Annotated in this window: 16 protein-coding genes; 9 read left to right on the top strand and 7 right to left on the bottom strand. The window is 71.9% G+C overall.

Annotated features, from left to right (window positions below):
• Positions 1 to 5 precede the first annotated feature (5 nt).
• The gene (locus OG811_RS01460) at positions 6 to 1,103 is read right to left on the bottom strand and encodes a mandelate racemase/muconate lactonizing enzyme family protein (protein WP_406071531.1); all 1,098 of its coding nucleotides are present in this window, start codon (positions 1,101 to 1,103) and stop codon (positions 6 to 8) included.
• Between the two features lie 44 nt (positions 1,104 to 1,147).
• Between OG811_RS01460 and OG811_RS01455 the strand changes: the two genes are divergently transcribed.
• Positions 1,148 to 1,945 (top strand): tyrosine-protein phosphatase, encoded by a 798-nt coding sequence (locus OG811_RS01455; protein ID WP_406071530.1) that lies wholly within the window; start codon positions 1,148 to 1,150, stop codon positions 1,943 to 1,945.
• Between the two features lie 75 nt (positions 1,946 to 2,020).
• On the opposite strand, the gene OG811_RS01450 is transcribed toward OG811_RS01455, so the two are convergent.
• Positions 2,021 to 2,881: a serine hydrolase gene (locus tag OG811_RS01450; RefSeq protein WP_406071529.1), complete on the bottom strand. Its 861-nt coding sequence runs from the start codon at positions 2,879 to 2,881 to the stop codon at positions 2,021 to 2,023.
• Positions 2,882 to 3,002: 121 nt separating this feature from the next.
• Positions 3,003 to 4,871: a translational GTPase TypA gene (gene typA, locus OG811_RS01445; RefSeq protein ID WP_406071528.1), complete on the bottom strand. Its 1,869-nt coding sequence runs from the start codon at positions 4,869 to 4,871 to the stop codon at positions 3,003 to 3,005.
• 133 nt (positions 4,872 to 5,004) lie between these two features.
• Between typA and OG811_RS01440 the strand changes: the two genes are divergently transcribed.
• Positions 5,005 to 6,423, top strand: a complete 1,419-nt coding sequence (locus tag OG811_RS01440; RefSeq protein ID WP_406071526.1) for a DedA family protein — start codon at positions 5,005 to 5,007, stop codon at positions 6,421 to 6,423.
• Here OG811_RS01440 and OG811_RS01435 read toward each other — a convergent pair.
• Complete coding sequence (locus OG811_RS01435; protein ID WP_406071524.1) at positions 6,420 to 8,540, bottom strand: MMPL family transporter; 2,121 nt, start codon at positions 8,538 to 8,540, stop codon at positions 6,420 to 6,422. The genes OG811_RS01440 and OG811_RS01435 overlap by 4 nt on opposite strands.
• A 124-nt stretch (positions 8,541 to 8,664) precedes the next feature.
• Here OG811_RS01435 and OG811_RS01430 point away from each other — a divergent pair, with 124 nt between their 5' ends.
• The 3 genes from OG811_RS01430 to OG811_RS01420 all read left to right on the top strand — a co-directional run bounded on the left by OG811_RS01430 (position 8,665) and on the right by OG811_RS01420 (position 11,299).
• The gene (locus tag OG811_RS01430; protein ID WP_406075445.1) at positions 8,665 to 9,180 is read left to right on the top strand and encodes a MarR family winged helix-turn-helix transcriptional regulator; all 516 of its coding nucleotides are present in this window, start codon (positions 8,665 to 8,667) and stop codon (positions 9,178 to 9,180) included.
• A 266-nt stretch (positions 9,181 to 9,446) separates the two neighbouring features.
• A complete protein-coding gene (locus OG811_RS01425; protein ID WP_406071522.1) occupies positions 9,447 to 10,022 on the top strand; it encodes an ArsR/SmtB family transcription factor in 576 nt (191 codons plus the stop codon).
• Positions 10,019 to 11,299: an MFS transporter gene (locus tag OG811_RS01420; RefSeq protein ID WP_406071520.1), complete on the top strand. Its 1,281-nt coding sequence runs from the start codon at positions 10,019 to 10,021 to the stop codon at positions 11,297 to 11,299. The genes OG811_RS01425 and OG811_RS01420 overlap by 4 nt, the downstream gene beginning before the upstream one ends.
• 48 nt (positions 11,300 to 11,347) lie before the next feature.
• On the opposite strand, the gene OG811_RS01415 is transcribed toward OG811_RS01420, so the two are convergent.
• Positions 11,348 to 11,551, bottom strand: a complete 204-nt coding sequence (locus tag OG811_RS01415; RefSeq protein ID WP_229400095.1) for a cold-shock protein — start codon at positions 11,549 to 11,551, stop codon at positions 11,348 to 11,350.
• A gap of 193 nt (positions 11,552 to 11,744) precedes the next feature.
• On the opposite strand from OG811_RS01415, the gene OG811_RS01410 reads away from it, so the two are divergent.
• Positions 11,745 to 12,428 (top strand): class I SAM-dependent methyltransferase, encoded by a 684-nt coding sequence (locus OG811_RS01410; RefSeq protein WP_406071519.1) that lies wholly within the window; start codon positions 11,745 to 11,747, stop codon positions 12,426 to 12,428.
• Between the two features lie 103 nt (positions 12,429 to 12,531).
• A complete protein-coding gene (locus OG811_RS01405; RefSeq protein ID WP_406071517.1) occupies positions 12,532 to 13,140 on the top strand; it encodes a DedA family protein in 609 nt (202 codons plus the stop codon).
• A gap of 197 nt (positions 13,141 to 13,337) precedes the next feature.
• Here the strand turns inward: OG811_RS01405 and OG811_RS01400 are convergent, their stop codons facing one another.
• Complete coding sequence (locus OG811_RS01400) at positions 13,338 to 13,991, bottom strand: MBL fold metallo-hydrolase (protein WP_406071515.1); 654 nt, start codon at positions 13,989 to 13,991, stop codon at positions 13,338 to 13,340.
• A 7-nt stretch (positions 13,992 to 13,998) separates the two neighbouring features.
• Entirely contained in the window at positions 13,999 to 14,715 is a 717-nt protein-coding gene (locus tag OG811_RS01395) for a maleylpyruvate isomerase family mycothiol-dependent enzyme (RefSeq protein ID WP_406071513.1), read from the bottom strand.
• Positions 14,716 to 14,893: 178 nt separating this feature from the next.
• Here OG811_RS01395 and rsgA point away from each other — a divergent pair, with 178 nt between their 5' ends.
• Both rsgA and uvrA read left to right on the top strand, forming a co-directional pair.
• Positions 14,894 to 15,964, top strand: coding sequence for a ribosome small subunit-dependent GTPase A (rsgA, locus tag OG811_RS01390; protein WP_406071511.1), 1,071 nt, complete (start codon positions 14,894 to 14,896; stop codon positions 15,962 to 15,964).
• A 168-nt stretch (positions 15,965 to 16,132) separates the two neighbouring features.
• Positions 16,133 to 19,078: an excinuclease ABC subunit UvrA gene (gene uvrA, locus OG811_RS01385; RefSeq protein ID WP_406071509.1), complete on the top strand. Its 2,946-nt coding sequence runs from the start codon at positions 16,133 to 16,135 to the stop codon at positions 19,076 to 19,078.
• Positions 19,079 to 19,160: the final 82 nt, after the last annotated feature.

The raw sequence follows: 19,160 nt of genomic DNA, 5'->3' as shown, positions 1-19,160 counted from the left end.
GGTCATCAACCATGGGCCTGCACCTTTGCTTCAGCAAGGCCGGTAATGCCCAGGCCAGGAGCATTCGGCAACACCACGGTCGCCCCGTCGTAGCGTATCCCGCCCTGCACCGGCGACCAGGCCAGCCACCAGGCGGCGTCCAGGTCGGCGACCGCGGTGGTGCCGTACGCGGCGACCAGGCTCGCCGCCGCCCCGATGCCGACCTGGCTCTCCATCATGGAGCCGACCACCGTGCCGAGCCCGTGGGCGGTGGCCAGGTCGAGGAGGGTACGCGCCGGGTGCAGCCCGCCGCACTTCGCCAGCTTGACGTTGACCAGGTCGGCAGCCCGACGGCGGATCACCTCCACCAGGTCACGAACCCCGAAGACCGCCTCGTCGGCCAGGATCGGCACGGACACCCGGTCGCTGACCCAGGCCAGCCCGTCCAGGTCCCAGCGGGCCACCGGCTGCTCGACCAGCTCCACGTCGAGCCCGGCGTCCTCGATGCCACGAATCACCCGGACCGCCTCCCGGGGCGTCCAGCCCTGGTTGGCGTCGAGCCGGATCCGCACCCCGGGGCCGACGGCCGCGCGGACGGCACGCACCCGGTCCAGGTCACTCGTCGCGTCGGTGCCGACCTTCACCTTGAGAACGCCGAAGCCGTCGGCCTGCCGCTGCCGCGCGGCCGCCGCCAGGTCCACCGCGTCGCCCGCCGCCAGCGTGACGTCCGTCGGCACCCGCAGCGTGGTGCCCCCGAGCAACCGCACCAGGGGTACGCCCAGCCTCCGCGCGGCGAGGTCGTGCAGGGCGACGTCCACCGCGGCCTTCGCGGCCTCGTTGCCAACCACGGCGCGCTGCACCTCGGCGCAACGGGTCACCAGGTCGTCCGGGTCACGACCGATCAGCTGTGGACCGAGCAGTTCGCGTACGCACGCCTGTGCGCCGGCGACCGACGCGCCGGTGACCTGCCAGACCTCGGGCGCCTCGCCGAAGCCGGACCGGCCGTCGGCGTCGACGAGTTCGACGACCAGAGTGTCTACTGTGGTGGTACGACGCAGCGCGGTGACGAACGGGGTGTGTAAGGGGGCGGAAACCCGGTGGGTGCGTACCTCCGAGATCGTCATGTGGGGCACCCTATACGCAGGTACACGGTGGGAGGGGAGACCGGATGACCGGGCAGGGCTGGGAGCTGGTGGGCGCACCGAACGCGCGTGATCTGGGCGGGCTCGTCGGTGCCGGCGGGCGGCGGGTGCGTGTCGGGCAGCTGATCCGTACTCCGGCGCTGGGTCGGCTGACCGACGAGGACCTGCCGGTGCTCGCGAAGCTGGGGCCGGCGTGCGTGCTGGATCTGCGCGACTCCTCGGAGGTCGCGGTCGCCCCGGCGGATCGGCTCGCCGGTGAACCACGGGTGGTGTTCCTCCCGGTGTACGACCCGGAGCACCCGGTCTTCACGTACGTCTCGGCGGTGCTGCTCGGTCACGACCTGGACGCGTACGAGGAGCTGGCCCGGCAGGGCACGGCGGAGGCGATGGCGGCGATCTACCGGTGGTTCATCACCGGTGAGTCGGCGCGGGTCGGCTTCGCCGAGGCGGTGCGGCTGGCCGCCCAGCCGGAGAACCTGCCGCTGGTCTACCACTGTTCCGCCGGCAAGGACCGCACCGGTTGGCTCACCGTCATCCTGTTGACGGCGCTCGGGGTGGACGAGGTGGCGATCCGCGCCGACTACCTGCGCAACAACGCGCTGACCGACAGCCTGCGCGCGGTGATCGTCGAGGCGATGCGACGGCGGAATCCCGAGCTGAACGTCGACGCGGTGCTGCCGGTGCTGGAGGTCCGCGCCGAGTACCTCGACGCCGGTTACGACGAGGTACGCCGGGTGCACGGCTCGTTCGACGCGTACCTGCGCGACGGGCTCGGGCTCACCGACGAGAACCTCACGGCACTGCGGGCGCGGCTGTTGGAGTGACCGGGGCGCCGGCCGGTGTCCCGGCGCGGGCGGCCCGGCCGATGACGATCAGCGCCTGACCGGCGGCGTGCGGGTTTAGAGCTGGTGGCGTGCGGCCCAGACCTGCGCCGAGACGTTGGCGATCAGCCGGCAGGCGTCGTCCTCGACCTCGTCGCCGCTCGGGCCGCCGTCGGCCAGGTCGGTGGTGGTGCAGACGGCGATCACGTACGGCGGGGCGTCGTCGGGCAGCACCACCCCGGCGCCGTGCCGGACGCCGCGCACCCAACCGTTCTTGTGCGCGATCCGGGTGCCGTCGGGCAGGCCGGCGGCCAGGTCCTCGCGGTGCTCCTGCGCGAGCAGGACGTCCAGCATGGCCGTGCAGCCGGCCGGCGAGGCGAGCCGGCCAGGGGTGGTGGCCCCGGTGGCCAGCGCGCCGAGCAGGGCGGCCAGGTCCGCGGCCGAGACGGCGTTGGTGATGCCGGCCTCGCGGGCGGCGAAGTCCTCGATGCCCCGACCTGTGACGCTGGTGCGGGCTCCGGCCAGCGCCCACACCTCGGCGATCGCGGGCAGCCCGACGTGCCCGATGACCAGGTTGGTGGCCAGGTTGCTGGAGCGCACGATCATCCGGTCGGCGAGCCAGCGCAGCGACGCCGTGCCGCCCAGCCGGTCCCAGACCGCGTCGTCGTTGTCGTAGTGCTGGGCGCAGGAGAACCGCGGCGCGCCGGACTGGGCGGAGTCGAACTCGTTGACGATCGGGACCGGGGCGTCCAGCTCCAGCGAGCCGGCCTCGGCGGCGCGGTGCAGCGCGGCGAGCACCGCCACCTTCATGGTGCTGGCGGCGTAGTGGGCGGCGTTGGGGTGGCGGGTCCAGGTCGGTGGTGCGTCGAGGCGGCCCACGTACGCCGAGACGGTGCCAGGCACCCGGTCCAGGTGGGCGTCGAGATCATCCCAGGTCATGCCGGTGACCGTAGCCGATCAGCGGCGGCCGGTCGGGCCGGCCCGCGTACCCCTGCCGGAAACGGACGGGCGCGTCGGCCGCAAGCGGCCGACGCGCCCGGTGTCGCGGGTGCTGGTGAGATCAGCCGGCGTGCTTGCGGCGGGCCGCGGCCCGGCCCCGCAGCTGCTGGTCGAGCACCAGCTTGCGGATCCGGACGTTGGTCGGGGTGACCTCGACGCACTCGTCCTCGCGGCAGAACTCCAGTGCCTGCTCCAGCGACAGCTTGCGCGGCGGGATCAGCTTCTCGGTCTCGTCGGAGCTCGACGCCCGCATGTTGGTGAGCTTCTTTTCCTTGGTGATGTTGACGTCCATGTCGTCGGAGCGGGAGTTCTCCCCGACGATCATGCCCTCGTACACCTCGGTGGTCGGCTCGACGAAGAGCTGACCGCGCTCCTGCAGGTTGATCATCGCGAAGGCGGTGACCGCGCCGGCCCGGTCGGCGACCAGCGAGCCGTTGTTGCGGGTACGCAGCTCACCGAACCACGGCTCGTAGGACTCGAAGACGTGGTGCAGGATGCCGGTGCCCCGGGTGTCGGTGAGGAACTCGGTGCGGAAGCCGATCAGGCCACGCGCCGGAACGAGCCACTCCATCCGGATCCAGCCGGTGCCGTGGTTGACCAGCTGCTCCATCCGGCCCTTGCGGGTCGCGAGGAGCTGGGTGATCGCGCCCAGGTATTCCTCGGGGGAGTCGATGGTCAGCCGCTCGACCGGCTCGCAGATCTTGCCGTCGATCTCCCGGGTGACCACCTGCGGCTTGCCGACGGTCAGCTCGTAGCTCTCCCGGCGCATCTGCTCGACCAGGATGGCCAGCGCCAGCTCACCGCGGCCCTGCACCTCCCAGGCGTCCGGCCGCTCGGTGGGCAGCACCCGCAGCGACACGTTACCGATCAGTTCCTTGTCGAGCCGGTCCTTGACCATTCGAGCGGTGACCTTGGAGCCCTTGACCCGGCCGACCAGCGGCGAGGTGTTGGTGCCGATGGTCATCGAGATGGCTGGCTCGTCGACCGTGATCAGCGGCAGCGCGACCGGGTTCTCCGCGTCGGCGAGCGTTTCACCGATCATGATCTCGGGGATGCCGGCGACGGCGATGATGTCGCCCGGGCCGGCGGTCTCGGCCGGCTTGCGCTCCAGGCCCTCGGTCATCAGCATCTCGGAGATGCGGACCCGCTGGGTGCTGCCGTCGGTGCGGCACCAGGCCACGGTCTGGCCCTTGCTGATGGTGCCCTGGCGGACCCGGCACAGCGCCAGCCGGCCGAGGAACGGCGAGGCGTCGAGGTTGGTCACGTGCGCCTGCAGCGGCGCGCCGTCCTCGTACGCGGGCGGCGGGATGGTGTCCAGCAGGGTGCGGAACAGCGGCTCCAGGGAGGTGCTGTCGTCGGGCACCGAGCCGTCGGCGGGCTGGGTCAGCGAGGCGATGCCGTCGCGGGCGCAGGCGTAGACGATCGGGAAGTCGATTTGCTCCTCGTCGGCGTCCAGGTCGAGGAAGAGCTCGTACGCCTCGTCCACGACCTCCTTGATCCGGGCGTCGGGGCGGTCCACTTTGTTGATCACCAGGATGATCGGCATCCGGGCCTTGAGGGCCTTGCGCAGCACGAAGCGGGTCTGCGGCAGGGGGCCCTCGCTCGCGTCGACCAGCAGCACCACGCCGTCAACCATGGTCAGGCCGCGCTCCACCTCGCCACCGAAGTCGGCGTGGCCGGGGGTGTCGATGATGTTGATGGTGACCGGGTCGGAACCGTCCGCCGGTAGGTAGCGCACGCCGGTGTTCTTGGCCAGGATGGTGATGCCCTTTTCCCGTTCCAAGTCACCCGAGTCCATGACCCGCTCGGTGTTCTCGCCCCGGGCGCCGTACGCGCCGGCCTGCCGCAACATGGCGTCGACCAGGGTGGTCTTACCGTGATCGACGTGAGCGATGATGGCGACGTTGCGGAGGTCCGTGCGAAGCTGCATACCCTCTATCCTCCCGCCTGCGCTCGCGCAGGCTGCGTCGGGGTCACCCCCAGGTGCCCCTGATCTATGGTGAAACTGCTGTCCCGGTGGTTCGCCCGGCTGGCATGCTGGCTCCCGTGTCCCGGGGGCCTGAGTGCACGACCTGCTGACCCTGGTGCAGGGTCTGCCCACCCTGTGGATCTACCTGGTCGCCGCGCTGATCGTGGCGGGCGAGACCGCGGTGATCTTCGGCCTGCTCGTGCCGGGTGAGGCTACCCTGCTGCTCGTCGGTTTCCTCACCTACAACGGTACCGTGCGGCTCGGGCCGGCGTTGCTCGCGATGATCGTCGCGGCGGTCCTCGGTGATGGGCTGGCGTTTCGCGCCGGACGACGGTACGGCCCCCGGCTGCGTGCCGGGCTGGGTCACCGGGTCGGGCCCCAGCGGTGGGGCCGGGCCGACGCCATGCTCGCCCGGCTCGGTGGGCGGGGGGTGTTCGCCGCCCGGTGGGTGGCCTTCGCCCGCACCCTGGTGCCCCGCCTGGCCGGTGCGGCCGGCATGCCGTACCGACGTTTCGCGCTGTGGAACCTCGCCGGGGTGGTGACCTGGGTGGGCAGCTCGGTGCTGCTCGGTCACCTCGCCGGTGAGTCGTACGACACCGTGTCCCGGCTGCTCGGCCGGGCCACCGGCGCGGCGGCGGTGCTGCTGGCCGGCCTGTTGGGTGTGGCGCTCGCCGGCCGGTGGCTGGGTCGTAACCCCGACCCGGTACGCGCGCTGCTGTCCCGGGTGGGCGCGCTGCCCCCGATGCGCTGGCTCACCGCCCGCTACGGCGTGCTGTTCTTCCTGGTGGCCATGCGGATCGGGCCGGCCTGGACGCTGCTGCTCAATCTGGCTGCCGGGCTCCTGTTGCTCTTCGCCGCCGGCCTCGCCATCGCCGGTCTGCTCGCTCTGGCGGTCCGCAACAGTGGGCTGGCCGCGCTGGACGGCGCCATCGCGGGCTGGTTCACCGCGCGGCGCACCCCGGACGCCGCCGACGCCACGCTGGTCGTGGTGTCGGTGGCACGAGGGTCGCTGTTGATCGTGTTGGTGGCGCTGGTGGCCGCGGTGCTGGCGTGGCGCAACCGACCCTGGCGGGCGGACCTGCTCAGCGTGGTCGGCACGGTGGGCGCGTTCGTGCCGCTGGTGGTGCTGGCCGTGGTGGCCGAGCTGACCGGGCCGCAAGGCACCACCCCGGGCGGCGGCGACGCGTCGCCGCTCTCGACCCAGAACGCCGTCGTCGCGGCGAGCTTCTGCACCCTGGCCTGGCTGGTGTCGCGCAGTGCCCACTGGCCGGTGGCGGTGGCCGCCTGGACGGCCGCCGCCGCGGGGGTGCTCGGGATCGGCGGCGCGCGGCTCTACCTCGGGTTGGACACCGCGAGCGGGACCGCTGCCGCGGTGCTGCTCGGGGTGCTCTGGACGGTGGTGTTCATCGTGGCCTGGGCCACCCGGGACCGGGCGGTGGGGGATCGCGCGCAGCCGGTGGACCAGGTCCGGCCGCCGTCGCAGGGGCACCCCCGCCCGGTGGAACCTCACTAGGGTGTGACCGGCTCCGGCGACAACGGCGTGTCCGCCAGGCGCTCAGGTGTGATCCGACCGGGCCACCAGAAACGGTCGCCCAGCAGGAACGCCAGCGCCGGCACCAGGACCGTGCGGACCAGCAGGGTGTCCAGCAGGACGCCGATGCAGACGATGATGCCGATCTGGGTCAACGTGATCAGCGGCAGCACGCCGAGCACGGCGAAGACCGCGGCCAGCAGCACTCCGGCGCTCGTGATCACCCCGCCGGTGACCCGCAGGGCGGAGCGCATCCCGTCGCGGGTGCCCGCGCTGCGGGCGTCCTCCCGGGCCCGGGTGACCAGGAAGATGTTGTAGTCCACCCCGAGTGCCACCAGGAAGACGAAGGCGAGCAGCAACACGCCGCTGTCCAGTGCGGGGAAGCCCAGCACATGGTCGAAGAGCAGCCATGCCGCGCCCAGGCTGGCAAAGAACGACGCGATCACGGTGAGCACCAGCAGCACCGGTGCGAGCAGGCCGCGCAGCAGCAGCACGAGCACGGCGCCGACCAGCAGCAGGATGATCGGCAGGATCAGTCGCAGGTCGCGGTCGTTGGCATCGTCGGAGTCGTACGTGGCGGCCACGGAGCCACCGACGATCGCCCCGGACGGCGCGTCCGCGCCCGCGACCGCCGGCGGTGCGGAGCCGGGGACGGCGGCCACCGCGTCGCGCAGCGCCTCGATCGTGCGGTCGGACGCGGTGGTGCCGGGTTCGGCGTCCAGGACCACGTCGACCTGGGCGACGGCCTCGCCGGCGTCGCCGGGGCGCGCCGAGGCGACGCCCGGCACCGCGGTGGCGGCGTCGGTGACCGCCCGCACCGCCGCCGGGGTGGTGATCACGGCCACCGGCTGGGTGCTGCCGGCGGGGAACGCCCGGGCAAGTGTCTGCGCACCGGTCACCGCCTCCGGCTCGGCCCGGAACTGCTCGGTCTCGGACAGGCCGGTGCGGATCCCGAGCCCACCCAGCGCCAGACCACCGAGCAGCAGCGCGGCCAGCGTCGCGACCACCACCGGGCGGCGTTCCACGGCGGTGCCGAGCCGACCCCAGAGCTGGCCCTCGCGGACCGGGCCACCGACTCGGGGTACGAACGGCCAGAACAGGCCGCGACCGAAGAGCACCAGCACGGCAGGAAGCACGAACAGGGCCGAGAGCATGGCGAAGACCACACCGGTGGCGCAGGCCACCGCCAGTGCCCGGTTGGTCTCCTGCTCACTGAGCAGCAGAGTGAGGACGCCGAGCACCACGGTGCCGCCGCTGGCGAGGATGGGCTCGGCGGTACGGCGTAGCGCGGCGCGCATCGCCGCGAACCGGCTCTCCTCGCGGCGCAACTCCTCCCGATAGCGGGCGATGAGCAGCAGCGCGTAGTCGGTGGCGGCGCCGAAGACCAGCACGCTGGCGATGCCGGTGACCTGGCCCTGCTGAAGGTGGATGCCGACGGCGGGCACGATCGTGTCCACCGCGCGCAGGGTGATCTGCTCGGTCGCCGCGACCACCACGAGCGGCACGATCCACAGGAACGGGCTGCGGTAGGTGATCAGCAGCAGCAGCGCGACCACGGCGGCGGTCACCGCGAGCAGGGTGATGTCGGCGCCCTCGAACACCGAGGAGAGGTCGGCGGTGAAGGCCGGGGCACCGGTCACCTCGACGGTCAGTCCGTCGGGCAGGTCCGTCAGGGCGCCGCGCAGCTGGGTCACCGTCTCGGTGACGGCCTCCTGTCCGTCGGCGGTGCTGAGCGGTACGGCGACGAGGGCCACCGTGCCGTCCGGGGCCACCTGGGCGGGGCTGACCTGACCGCCCACCGCGAAGCGGCCCAGGTCACCGGCACGGGCGCCGACGGTGGCGCGGTCGGCCTCGCTCAGCGCGCCACCGTCGCCGCGGCTGACCACCACGATGGCCGGCTGCACGTCGTTGGACGGCAGTTGCTCCTGCAAACGCTGCACCTGCGTCGACTGCCACTGCACCGACAGGCCGGTGGCGGAGACCGGCGCCGGGTTGTCGGGTTGGGGCATTCCGAAGACGGCCGCGCCGACGACGATCGCGGCGGCCACGGTGAGCCAGGCGGCCAACCGGCCGCGAGCGACTCTGGTGAACACAGACATCAGGTGACCTCTAGGTCCTTCGGAAGCCGAGTATCTCGATGATCGAGATTATCGAGGTCTGTTCTATGCTGCAACCCGGGGGAACGACAACGGGAAGAAGCGGCGCAAGGTGGCGACTCACGGCATGTACCGGCGGCGCGACACGCGCCGCGAGCAGCTGGCCGCGGAGATCACCAACAACCTCCGGCGGTACGCGGTGGACGCCCAGCAGGTCGGTCACGCCTTCGCCAACCTGCACGGCCTCAATGCGACCGACCTGCAGGCGTTGATCGCGGTGATGGACGCCGAGCTGCTCGGTGACCCGATCACCCCCGGCCGTCTCGGTGAGCAGCTGAGCCTCTCCTCCGGCTCGGTCACCGCCCTGATCGACCGGCTCGAGCGGGCCGGCCACATCCGGCGGGACCGGGACACCGTCGACCGCCGCAAGGTGCTGCTGCACTACGCCGACCAGGGGGCCGCCCTGGCCATGGAGTTCTTCCGGCCGCTGGGCGCCCGTACCGACACGGTGATGGCCCGCTTCGGCGAGGACGAGCTGGAGGTGGTCCACCGGTTCATGGCAGAGATGAGCGAGTCTCTGCGGGGGCACCGTGACGCGGTACGCGCCGCCCGGCCCGAGCCGCCCCGCCGCCCGACGGGCTGACCGGTGCCGGACCGGCTCGTGACCCGCCCCTCGGTACAGGGACGCGCCTGGTGTCGGAGCAGGGGTGGGCACCCCTGTGAGAGGTCCCTTCTCAGCGCACCAGGGTTGCCAGGCCGACCCCCGCCCTAACGCAACGGCGTTGCCCGGAGTGTCCGTGCGCAGTGGTGCTACCCGTGTCCACTAGGGCTGATCGTCATTTCTGATCCGCAACAACTATTGGGCAACAATCATTGTGCAACAGTTGTTGCGGATGTCATTCTGGTGGCATGGAAAGCCCCGACGTACGCCAGGTCACCGACTCGCGGGTCCTCGCCGCGATGGCCCACCCGCTGCGCCGCCGGCTGATGGACGTGCTCAAGGTGCACGGGCCGTCGACCGTCGGCCTGCTCGCCGAGCGCACCGACCAGGCACCCGCGAACGTCAGCCACCACCTCAAGGTCCTCGCCGCCGCGGACCTGGTCACCGAGGCACCCGAGTTGGCCCGCGACCGACGCGAGCGGTGGTGGCGCCTGGTCACCCGAGGGCTGCGCTGGTCCAACACCGACTTCGACGCCGACCCGGCCTCCCGGGCGGTCGCCGACGCCGCCACCTCGCTCAACCTGGACCGGCACGTCGCCCTGGCCCGGGCATGGCACGCCGCCGACGAGACCGCACAGGCATCCTGGGACAACGCGCCGTTCTCCACCGACCACTGGCTGCGCCTCACGCCCGAGGAACTGGCCGAGCTGAGCCGCGAAATGATCGGCGTCCTCACGCGCTGGGCCAACCGGGACCTGCCCGACGACGACGCTGACCGTCGGCCGGTCTTCGTGTTCGTCCACGGCGTACCGGCCCGACCGTGACCTTCGCCACCCGCAGCGCCCCAACCCCCGTCCGACCGGTCGGCGGGCTGCTGCGACACCGCGACTTCCGGCTCCTCTGGGCCGGCCAGGCGGTCAGCAGCGTCGGCAGCAACGTCACCACGGTCGCGCTGCCCCTGGTCGCGGTCGCCGTTCTCGACGCTGGCACCTTCCAGGTGGCGGTGCTCACCGCCGCGGCCTGGCTGCCCTGGCTGCTGATCGGCCTGCCGGCCGGCGCATGGGTGGACCGTCTGCCCCGTCGACCGGTGATGGTGGTCTGCGACCTGCTCTGCGCGTTGGCGTTCCTCACCGTGCCGCTGGCCGCCGTGCTGGACCGGCTCACCGTCCCGCACCTGCTGGTGGTCGCCCTCAGCGCCGGCGCCGCGCGGGTCTTCTTCGAAACCGCCGACCAGGTGTACCTGCCGGTGCTGCTGCGACCCGAGCAACTGCCGGAGGGCAACGCCAAGCTGCAGGCGACCCAGACCGTGAGTTACGTCGTCGGGCCCGGACTCGCCGGCCTGATCGCCCAGCTCACCGGCGCTGTCGCCGCGCTGCTGCTGGACGCGCTCACGTTCCTGCTCTCCGCGGTCCTGCTGCTGCGGATCCGCACCGTCGAACCGCGCGTGCGCCGAGTGGATCGGTCCCGATCACTGCGCCGGGACATCGCCGAGGGGCTGCGCTTCGTCATCCGGGACCCGTACCTGCGGGTGCTGGCGTTCTTCGGCGCCGCCAGCAACATCGGGCTGACCGGCTACCAGGCCGTCCTGGTGGTCTTCCTGGTCCGTGAGTTGCGCCTCGAGCCGGGCCTGGTGGGCGCGATGGTCGGGGTGATGAGCGCCGGCGGGATCATCGGGGCGCTACTCGCCACCGCGCTGGCCCGGCGCTGTGGCACCGCACGGGCACTGTTGATCGGGGCGGTGCTCACCGGCCCGCCCGCACTGCTCATCCCGCTGGCCGCACCCGGCAACGGGTTGGCCTGGCCGGCCCTCGGCGGTCTGCTGATCGGCCTCGGCGTGGCCATCGGCAACGTCGTCAAGGGAGCCTTCCGGCAGACGTACACGCCGCACCACCTGCTGGGCCGGGTGACGGTGAGCATGCATCTGCTCAACTACGGCACGATCCCGCTGGCAGCCGTGCTGGCCGGTGCTGTCGGCGCGCGCTACGGCGTCAGGACGGCAATCGTCGTGATGACCGCCTGGCTGGCGATCACCCCGTTGATTCTGTTGATCGGGCCAATCCGGAGGCGGCGGGACCTGCCCGCCGCCCCGGCGGCGTCTTGAGTGCGCTGCGACGGCGGCCGGGTCCCCGGCCGCCGTCACCGGCACGAGCTAAATCGGGCGGACGTTGTCCGCCTGCGGACCCTTCTGCCCCTGGGTCACCTCGAACTCGACCTTCTGGCCCTCGTTGAGCTCCCGGTAGCCGCTCGAAGCGATGGCGGAGTAGTGGACGAACACGTCCGGCCCTCCACCGTCCTGCTCGATGAAGCCGAAGCCCTTTTCCGAGTTGAACCACTTAACCGTGCCGGTTGCCATGCATCTCTCCCTGTTCAAAGCGGCTGACCCTCGACCTGTGGCCGATGATCGCCCGTACCTGGTCGACAGTAACGGGCAAAACCCGGATCCGCTGGCCGAAGTGCCGTAGGTCTTCGTGTGAAGTCGGGTGAACTCTGCGCGCCGGCACGTAAAAGCCGCCCCGACCACCCTTCGCTGCGGCATGCTTGCGCCGATGAAAGGTGCCGCAGCCGACGCGCTGACCGAGCTGGAGCGCGAAATCGACGCGCCCGGCGCCGGGCTGGACCGGCTCCGGTTGATGCCCACTCCGTTCGTCCCCGAGGTGCGTCTGTACCTGGCCGAGGACGCGATCGTCTGGTGGGCTCGGATGGAAGCCGCCGCCGGACACCCCCTGCCGGCGCCGTACTGGGCGTCCGCCTGGGCGGGAGGCCAGGCCCTGGCCCGCCACATCCTGGACCACCCGGAGCTCGCCGCCGGTCGCCGGGTGCTCGACCTCGCCGCCGGGTCGGGACTGGTGGCCATCGCCGCCGCGCTGGCCGGCGCCGCGGAGGTGATCGCGAACGACATCGACCCGTACGCCGTTGCCGCCGTCACGCTCAACGCGCGGGCCAACCGGGTCGCCGTCGACGCCTTCGGGGACGACCTGCTCGACCGCACCGACGGGGAGGCCGACCTGGTGGTCGCCGGGGACGTCTTCTACGACCGGGCGATGGCCGACCGGATGCTGCCGTTCCTGCAGAGGGCCGCCGCCGGAGGTGCCGAGGTGCTGGTCGGCGACCCCGGCCGGGGGCACCTACCGGCGGACCGCCTGACCGTGCTGGCCGACTACCCGGTGCCCACCACCGAACCGTCGGTCGACTCTTCGCTACGTTGGGTGCAGGTGCTGCGACCCGCCTGAGGTGGAGCCGCCGCCTCAGGGGCGACCCCGAGGCGGATACCAGGGTTCGCTGGGGGCTACGACCGGATGTCCAGGGTGGTGCGACGGTCATAGCGTACGAGGCATGACGCAATGGCTTGCCCAGATCGGAGAACTGCCCGTCCTGCTGTTGATGGGTGCGCTCGGGCTCGTCATGCTCTTCGACGCCGTACCCCTGCTGGGTGTTTTGATCCCCGGCGACGTGGCGATCCTGGCCGCCGTCGGGGTGGGCCGCCCGGCCACCGGGCTGGCCACCTTCACCGCGGTGCTGGTCGGCTGCCTGGCCGGCTGGTCCCTGAGCTTCCTGATCGGCCGGCGCTACTCCGAGTCGTTGCGACACAGTCGGATCGGTGGCTGGATCGGCGAGACGCGCTGGACGGCGGCGGAGGGAATCCTGCGACGCGGTGGCGGCCGGATGATGGTCGTCGCGCCGTTCCTGCCCGTGTTCAACGCGCTGCTTCCGCTGGCCGCCGGTGGGCTGCGGATGTCGTACCGTCGATTCCTCGGCTGCGCGACGATCGGCGCGGCCGCCTGGGCCGGTCTCTACCTCGCGCTGGGCACCGCGTCCCGGTCGCTGGCCGGGCTGCTGCCGGGGGAGCCCAGCCCGCTGCTGATCACCATGGGGGTCGGGCTGGTGTTGGCCTTCGTCGTGCTGCTGGGAGCTCGGCGGCGGTTGTTCGCGGTGACGGGCTGAGCTGTCGTTGGTTGCGGTGGTGGGGCGGGGGCCTGCCGTGCCCGGCTCCGGGCGGTCAGGCTTGATCCCTGCGCCGGGCACGGCAGGCCCCCGCCCCCGTCGTGGGGGCGGCTCGTCCGTTGGGTGCCGCGTCCGCCGACGGGGGTTGGGATCTTGGTGGTGTTGGTCCGCGTTTGGTGATCCTGGTTCGGTGGGGGTTACCAGCCTCGGGTTCGCCACTGGGGGAGGGCTGGGCGTTCTGCTCCCAGGGTGCTGTCCTTGCCGTGGCCAGGGTAGAACCAGGTGTCGTCGGGTAGCTGGTCGAACAGTTTGTGCTCGACGTCGTCGATCAGCGCGGCGAAGCGCTCCGGGTCCTTGTCGGTGTTACCGACACCACCCGGGAAAAGGCTGTCGCCGGTGAAGAGATGCGGGGTGCCGGCCGGGTCGCGGTAGAGCAGCGCGATCGAGCCCGGGGTGTGCCCCTTGATGTGGATGACCTCCAGCGCGCAGTCGCCGACCGGCACGATGTCGCCGTCGGCCAGGCGCTCCGCCTCGATCGGCAGCCCGGCCGCGTCGTCGGCGTGCACCAGCACCCGGGCCCCGGTCTTGGCGACCACTTCCTCCAGCGCGACCCAGTGATCCATGTGCTGGTGGGTCGTCACCACGGCCGTGAGCCCGCCGTCGCCGATCAGCTCCAGCAGCCGGGGTGCCTCGTTGGCGGCGTCGATCAGCACCTGATCACCGGTGCCCGTGCAGCGCAGCAGGTAGGCGTTGTTGTCCATCGGGCCCACCGACAGCTTGCTGATGGTCAGCCCGTCCAGCACCCGTACCGCCGGCGCGCCGCCCTGGGTGACGTCTCCGCTGTATGTCATGAGGTTTCTATATCCATTCCGGTGGAGTAGGCAGGGGACCGTCGGGGGTGACGGAGAGTGGGTCGCCGTCGGCGCGGCCGATCAGCCAGGCGGCGAGGTCGGAGACAGGACCGGCGACGATCGGGGCGCCGGCGCGGTCCCCGATGACCACCTCGTGCTCGCTGCCGTCGAGGCGGAGCACCATCGACGGCGGTGTCGGTCCGTTCGCGTGATGGGTGGCGGCCTCGCGCAGCAGTCGGTGGGCGAACGCCTCCGACCAGTCGGCGGGTCGGTAGCCGGCCGCCAGGTCGAGGTGGTGCACCTCGATCTCGCGCAGGCGGCCCCAGACGAGCAGGGCGGCCGGCCACGGACCCCGACGTGCCTGCACCGTCGCCGCCCAAGCCTCGGCCGGCATCGCCGCGACCGCCTCGGTGAACAGGTCCGCGGTACGCCGCAGGTCGTCCAGGTGCTCGCCGGGTGGCCGGCCCGAGCCGGCGTCGATGTCCGCCGTGCGGGCCGCCAGCGACGCGTACATCGGCAGCGCCTCCCCGGTGCGGGCAGCGGTGAGCAGGTTGACGAAGCCGTCGGCGTTGCGCGCCAGATGCGCCAGCACGTGGCCGCGCGTCCAACCCGGCAGCAGCGACGCGGCGGCCAGGTCCGCGGCGTCGAAAGAAGCGGCGGTACGCAGGAGCCGGCTGGTGGCCGCGTCCACCTCGCCCATCAGCAACAGCGGATCCGTGGTCACCCGTCGACCCTAGCGGTCCGCCAGCGCGCCGTCGCCGGGGAAATCACTTTCGGCGCGTCGGCCCGCCACCTACCGTCAGCGACAGACGCGGCACCGGGACATCGGACGGAGGTGGTGATCATGCCGGACGTGGCACGCGTGTTCCGCCATCACCAGCTTCGACACCGATGAGGATGCCATGACGATCGATCTGACCGCCCTCGGCTGGGACGCCGAGCGGGCGGCGTACGCCGTGCGACACGGCGAGCACCACCCCGGTCGGGTGGCCCGGGTGGACCGAGGGGTCTGCACGGTGCTCACGGCGGCCGGCCCGGTCCGGGCCAGCCTGGGCGGGGCGGTGCTGGCCGCCGCCGCCCGGGACCCGTCCGCGCTGCCCTGCTCCGGGGACTGGGTGCTGCTCACGCACTGGCCGGACCGCCGCGTCACCGTGGAGGCGGTGCTGCCGCGACGGGCCGCGCTGATCCGGCGTACCGCCGGCAAGGACGCCAGCGGCCAGGTGCTGGCCGCCAACCTCGACGCGGCCGCCGTGGTGGAGCCGGTGCACCCCGAGCCGGATGTGGCCCGGATCGAGCGACTGCTCGCCCTGGCCCACGAGTCCGGCGCCCGGCCGCTGGTCGTGCTCACGAAGGCCGACCTCGCCGCCGACCCGGCCGCGCTGGCCCGCCAGTTGGCCGCGGTCGCCCCCGGGGTGCCGGTGCTGCCGGTCAGCGCCGAGCGTGGCATCGGGCTGGGCCCGCTGCGCGCCGAGGTGGCGCCCGGCCGCACGCTCGGCCTGCTCGGGCCGTCCGGTGCCGGCAAATCGAGCCTGATCAACGCCCTGGTCGGGGCGGTGATGATGCCCACCCAGGCGATCCGACGGGTCGACGGCAAGGGCCGGCACACCACCACCTGGCGGGCCCTCGTACCGATTCCCGGCGGCGGCGCGGTGATCGACACTCCCGGTGTGCGGGCGGTCGGCCTGCTGGACGGCGCGGCCGGGCTCGACCGGGCGTTCGCCGACATCGCCGGGCTGGCCGAGGGCTGCCGGTACGCCGACTGCGGGCACGACGGCGAGCCCGCCTGCGCGGTCCGCGAGGCGCTGCACACCGGCGAGCTCTCCACCCGACGGTGGGAGAACTGGCGGCGGTTGCAGGGGGAGTTGGCCCACGAGAGCCGACGGCGCGAGGCGCGGGTGGCGGCGGAGCGGCGCGGCGGGTGGCGTTCGGCCCGGCGCCGGGCGGCCCGGCCACCGGCGCCCGGGGGCTACTGATCAGACGCGGCCGACCGGGCTGAGCTGGGGGAATGTGCGGGCGGGGAAAACTGTCATACCTCGGGGCTAGAGTTGCCGAGGCGTGTTTCCGCGCCCGCACGACCGCTCCGAATCACCCCAGAGCGGGACAGATCCTTCGCTTCGTCTTCACCCGGGAGTACACGCACCGTGGCCGACCGACTGATTATCCGTGGCGCGCGCGAGCACAACCTGCGTGACGTCAGTCTCGACCTGCCCCGGGATGCGCTCATCGTGTTCACCGGGCTGTCCGGGTCGGGCAAGTCGAGCCTGGCCTTCGACACGATCTTCGCCGAGGGGCAGCGCCGCTACGTCGAGTCGCTCTCGTCGTATGCCCGGCAGTTCCTCGGTCAGATGGACAAGCCAGACGTCGACTTCATCGAGGGCCTCAGCCCCGCCGTCTCGATCGACCAGAAGTCCACCTCGCGCAACCCGCGCTCGACCGTCGGCACCATCACCGAGGTCTACGACTATCTGCGCCTGCTCTACGCCCGCATCGGGGAGCCGCACTGCCCGGTCTGCGGCGAGCGGATCTCCCGGCAGAGCCCCCAGCAGATCGTCGACCGGGTCCTCGCCATGGCCGAGGGCACCAAGTTCATGGTGCTCGCTCCGGTCATCCGTGGCCGCAAGGGCGAGTACGTCGACCTCTTCGCCGAGTTGCAGGCCAAGGGCTACGCCCGGGCCCGGGTCGACGGCGTGGTGCACCCGCTGACCGAGCCGCCGAAGCTCAAGAAGCAGGAGAAGCACACCATCGAGGTGGTGATCGACCGGCTCACCGTCAAGCCGAGCGCCAAGCAGCGGTTGACCGACTCGGTCGAGGCCGCCCTGGGCTTGTCCACTGGTCTGGTGCTGCTCGACTTCGTCGACCTCCCGGAGGACGACCCGGACCGGGAGCGCCGCTACTCCGAGCACCTGGCCTGCCCCAACGACCACCCGCTGGCCATCGAGGATCTCGAGCCCCGGGTCTTCTCCTTCAACGCGCCGTACGGCGCCTGCCCGGAGTGCACCGGCCTGGGCACCAAGAAGGAGGTCGACCCGGAGCTGCTGGTCCCCGACCCGGAGCGCAGCCTGCGCGAGGGCGCCATCCAGCCCTGGGCCACCGGGCACAACCTGGAATACTTCCTGCGCCTGTTGGAGGCCCTCGGCGAGGCCCAGCACTTCGACGTCGACACCCCGTGGCGGGCGTTGCCGGCGCGGGCGCAGAAGACGATCCTGCACGGCTCCGACGATCAGGTGCACGTGCGCTACCGCAACAAGTACGGCCGCGAGCGGTCCTACTACACCGGCTTCGAGGGTGTGGTGCAGTGGATCGAGCGCCGGCACTCCGACACCGAGTCCGAGTCGTCCCGCGACAAGTACGAGGGCTACATGCGCGACGTGCCGTGCGCGGCGTGCGGTGGCGCCCGGCTCAAGCCCGAGGTGCTCGCGGTCACACTGGCCGGCAAGAGCATCGCCGAGGTCTGCAACCTGTCCGTGGGGGACTGCGCCGACCTGCTCGCCGGCATCGAGCTGACCGACCGGCAGAAGATGATCGCCGAGCGGGTCCTCAAGGAAATCAACGCCCGGCTGCGGTTCCTGCTCGACGTGGGCCTGGACTACCTCTCCCTGGACCGCCCGGCTGGCACGCTGTCCGGCGGTGAGGCGCAGCGCATCCGGCTGGCCACCCAGATCGGCTCCGGCCTGGTGGGCGTGCTCTACGTGCTCGACGAGCCGTCGATCGGGCTGCACCAGCGCGACAACCACCGGCTGATCGAGACCCTCATCCGGCTGCGCGGGCTGGGCAACACGCTGATCGTGGTGGAGCACGACGAGGACACCATCCGTACCGCCGACTGGATCGTGGACATCGGGCCCGGCGCGGGTGAGCACGGCGGCAAGATCGTGCACAGCGGGTCCGTGCCGGCGCTGCTGAAGAACAAGGAGTCGATCACCGGGGCATACCTGTCCGGGCGTCGGTCGATCCCGACGCCGACAAAGCGCCGCCCGCAGGATCCGGCTCGGGAACTGGTGGTGCACGGCGCGCGCGAGCACAACCTGCGCAACCTGAGCGTCTCGTTCCCGCTGGGCCAGCTGATCGCGGTCACCGGGGTCAGCGGCTCGGGCAAGTCGACGCTGGTCAACGACATCCTGTACGCGGTGCTGGCCAACCAGATCAACGGCGCCCGGCTGGTGCCCGGACGGCACACCCGGGTCTCCGGTTTGGAGCACGTGGACAAGGTCGTCGGCGTGGACCAGTCGCCGATCGGCCGGACGCCGCGCTCCAACCCAGCCACCTACACCGGGGTCTGGGACCACGTCCGCAAGCTCTTCGCCGAGACCACCGAGGCGAAGGTGCGCGGCTATGGCCCCGGCCGGTTCTCGTTCAACGTCAAGGGTGGGCGCTGCGAGGCGTGCTCCGGTGACGGCACCATCAAGATTGAGATGAACTTCCTGCCCGACGTGTACGTCCCGTGCGAGGTCTGCAAGGGCGCCCGGTACAACCGGGAGACCCTCGAGGTGCACTACAAGGGCAAGACCGTCTCGAACGTGCTGGAGATGCCGATCGAGGAGGCCGCCGAGTTCTTGTCCGCCATCCCGGCCATCCACCGGCACCTCAAGACCCTCGTCGATGTCGGCCTGGGCTACGTCCGCCTCGGCCAGCCCGCGCCGACCCTCTCCGGCGGTGAGGCGCAGCGGGTCAAGCTCGCCTCCGAGTTGCAGAAGCGCTCCACCGGGCGGACGGTCTACGTGCTCGACGAGCCGACCACCGGTCTGCACTTCGAGGACATCCGCAAGCTGCTGATGGTGCTGGAAGGGCTGGTCGACAAGGGCAACACGGTGATCACCATCGAGCACAACCTCGACGTGATCAAGACGGCCGACTGGCTTATCGACATGGGTCCGGAGGGGGGCCACCGGGGCGGCACCGTGCTCGCCACCGGCACCCCCGAGGAAGTCGCCGAGGTGGCTGAGAGCCACACCGGCGAGTTCCTGCGCCAGGTGCTCAAGCTCGACGGCGAGGCCAAGGGCGCGGCCGCCGCCACCACCCGGGCGGCCAAGGCCAACGGTGTGACCAAGGCACGGGCCAGTCGCAAGGTGCCGGCCGGCGCGCGCTGACCGTGGTTCGTCGTTTCGGCCCTCGACGGCGTGGCGATGGTGGGGCGGGTTCGATCGGGTTGGCGCGCGCCCATGGCGGCGT

This window comes from Micromonospora sp. NBC_01638 (assembly GCF_045209745.1).
Lineage (GTDB): Bacteria > Actinomycetota > Actinomycetes > Mycobacteriales > Micromonosporaceae > Micromonospora.
Note: the sequence above shows the minus strand (reverse complement) of the source record. Positions and strands in the feature narration are given on the sequence as shown.

What these genes read in the sequence shown, in the direction of transcription:
- OG811_RS01455 (WP_406071530.1), top strand. Translation starts at nt 1,148, where the DNA reads ATGACCGGGCAGGGCTGGGAGCTGGTGGGCGCACCGAACGCGCGTGAT.
- OG811_RS01405 (WP_406071517.1), top strand. Translation starts at nt 12,532, where the DNA reads ATGACGCAATGGCTTGCCCAGATCGGAGAACTGCCCGTCCTGCTGTTG.
- typA (WP_406071528.1), bottom strand. Translation starts at nt 4,871, where the DNA reads ATGCAGCTTCGCACGGACCTCCGCAACGTCGCCATCATCGCTCACGTC.
- rsgA (WP_406071511.1), top strand. Translation starts at nt 14,894, where the DNA reads ATGACGATCGATCTGACCGCCCTCGGCTGGGACGCCGAGCGGGCGGCG.
- OG811_RS01410 (WP_406071519.1), top strand. Translation starts at nt 11,745, where the DNA reads ATGAAAGGTGCCGCAGCCGACGCGCTGACCGAGCTGGAGCGCGAAATC.
- OG811_RS01435 (WP_406071524.1), bottom strand. Translation starts at nt 8,540, where the DNA reads ATGTCTGTGTTCACCAGAGTCGCTCGCGGCCGGTTGGCCGCCTGGCTC.
- OG811_RS01430 (WP_406075445.1), top strand. Translation starts at nt 8,665, where the DNA reads ATGTACCGGCGGCGCGACACGCGCCGCGAGCAGCTGGCCGCGGAGATC.
- OG811_RS01460 (WP_406071531.1), bottom strand. Translation starts at nt 1,103, where the DNA reads ATGACGATCTCGGAGGTACGCACCCACCGGGTTTCCGCCCCCTTACAC.
- OG811_RS01400 (WP_406071515.1), bottom strand. Translation starts at nt 13,991, where the DNA reads ATGACATACAGCGGAGACGTCACCCAGGGCGGCGCGCCGGCGGTACGG.
- OG811_RS01415 (WP_229400095.1), bottom strand. Translation starts at nt 11,551, where the DNA reads ATGGCAACCGGCACGGTTAAGTGGTTCAACTCGGAAAAGGGCTTCGGC.
- OG811_RS01425 (WP_406071522.1), top strand. Translation starts at nt 9,447, where the DNA reads ATGGAAAGCCCCGACGTACGCCAGGTCACCGACTCGCGGGTCCTCGCC.
- OG811_RS01450 (WP_406071529.1), bottom strand. Translation starts at nt 2,881, where the DNA reads ATGACCTGGGATGATCTCGACGCCCACCTGGACCGGGTGCCTGGCACC.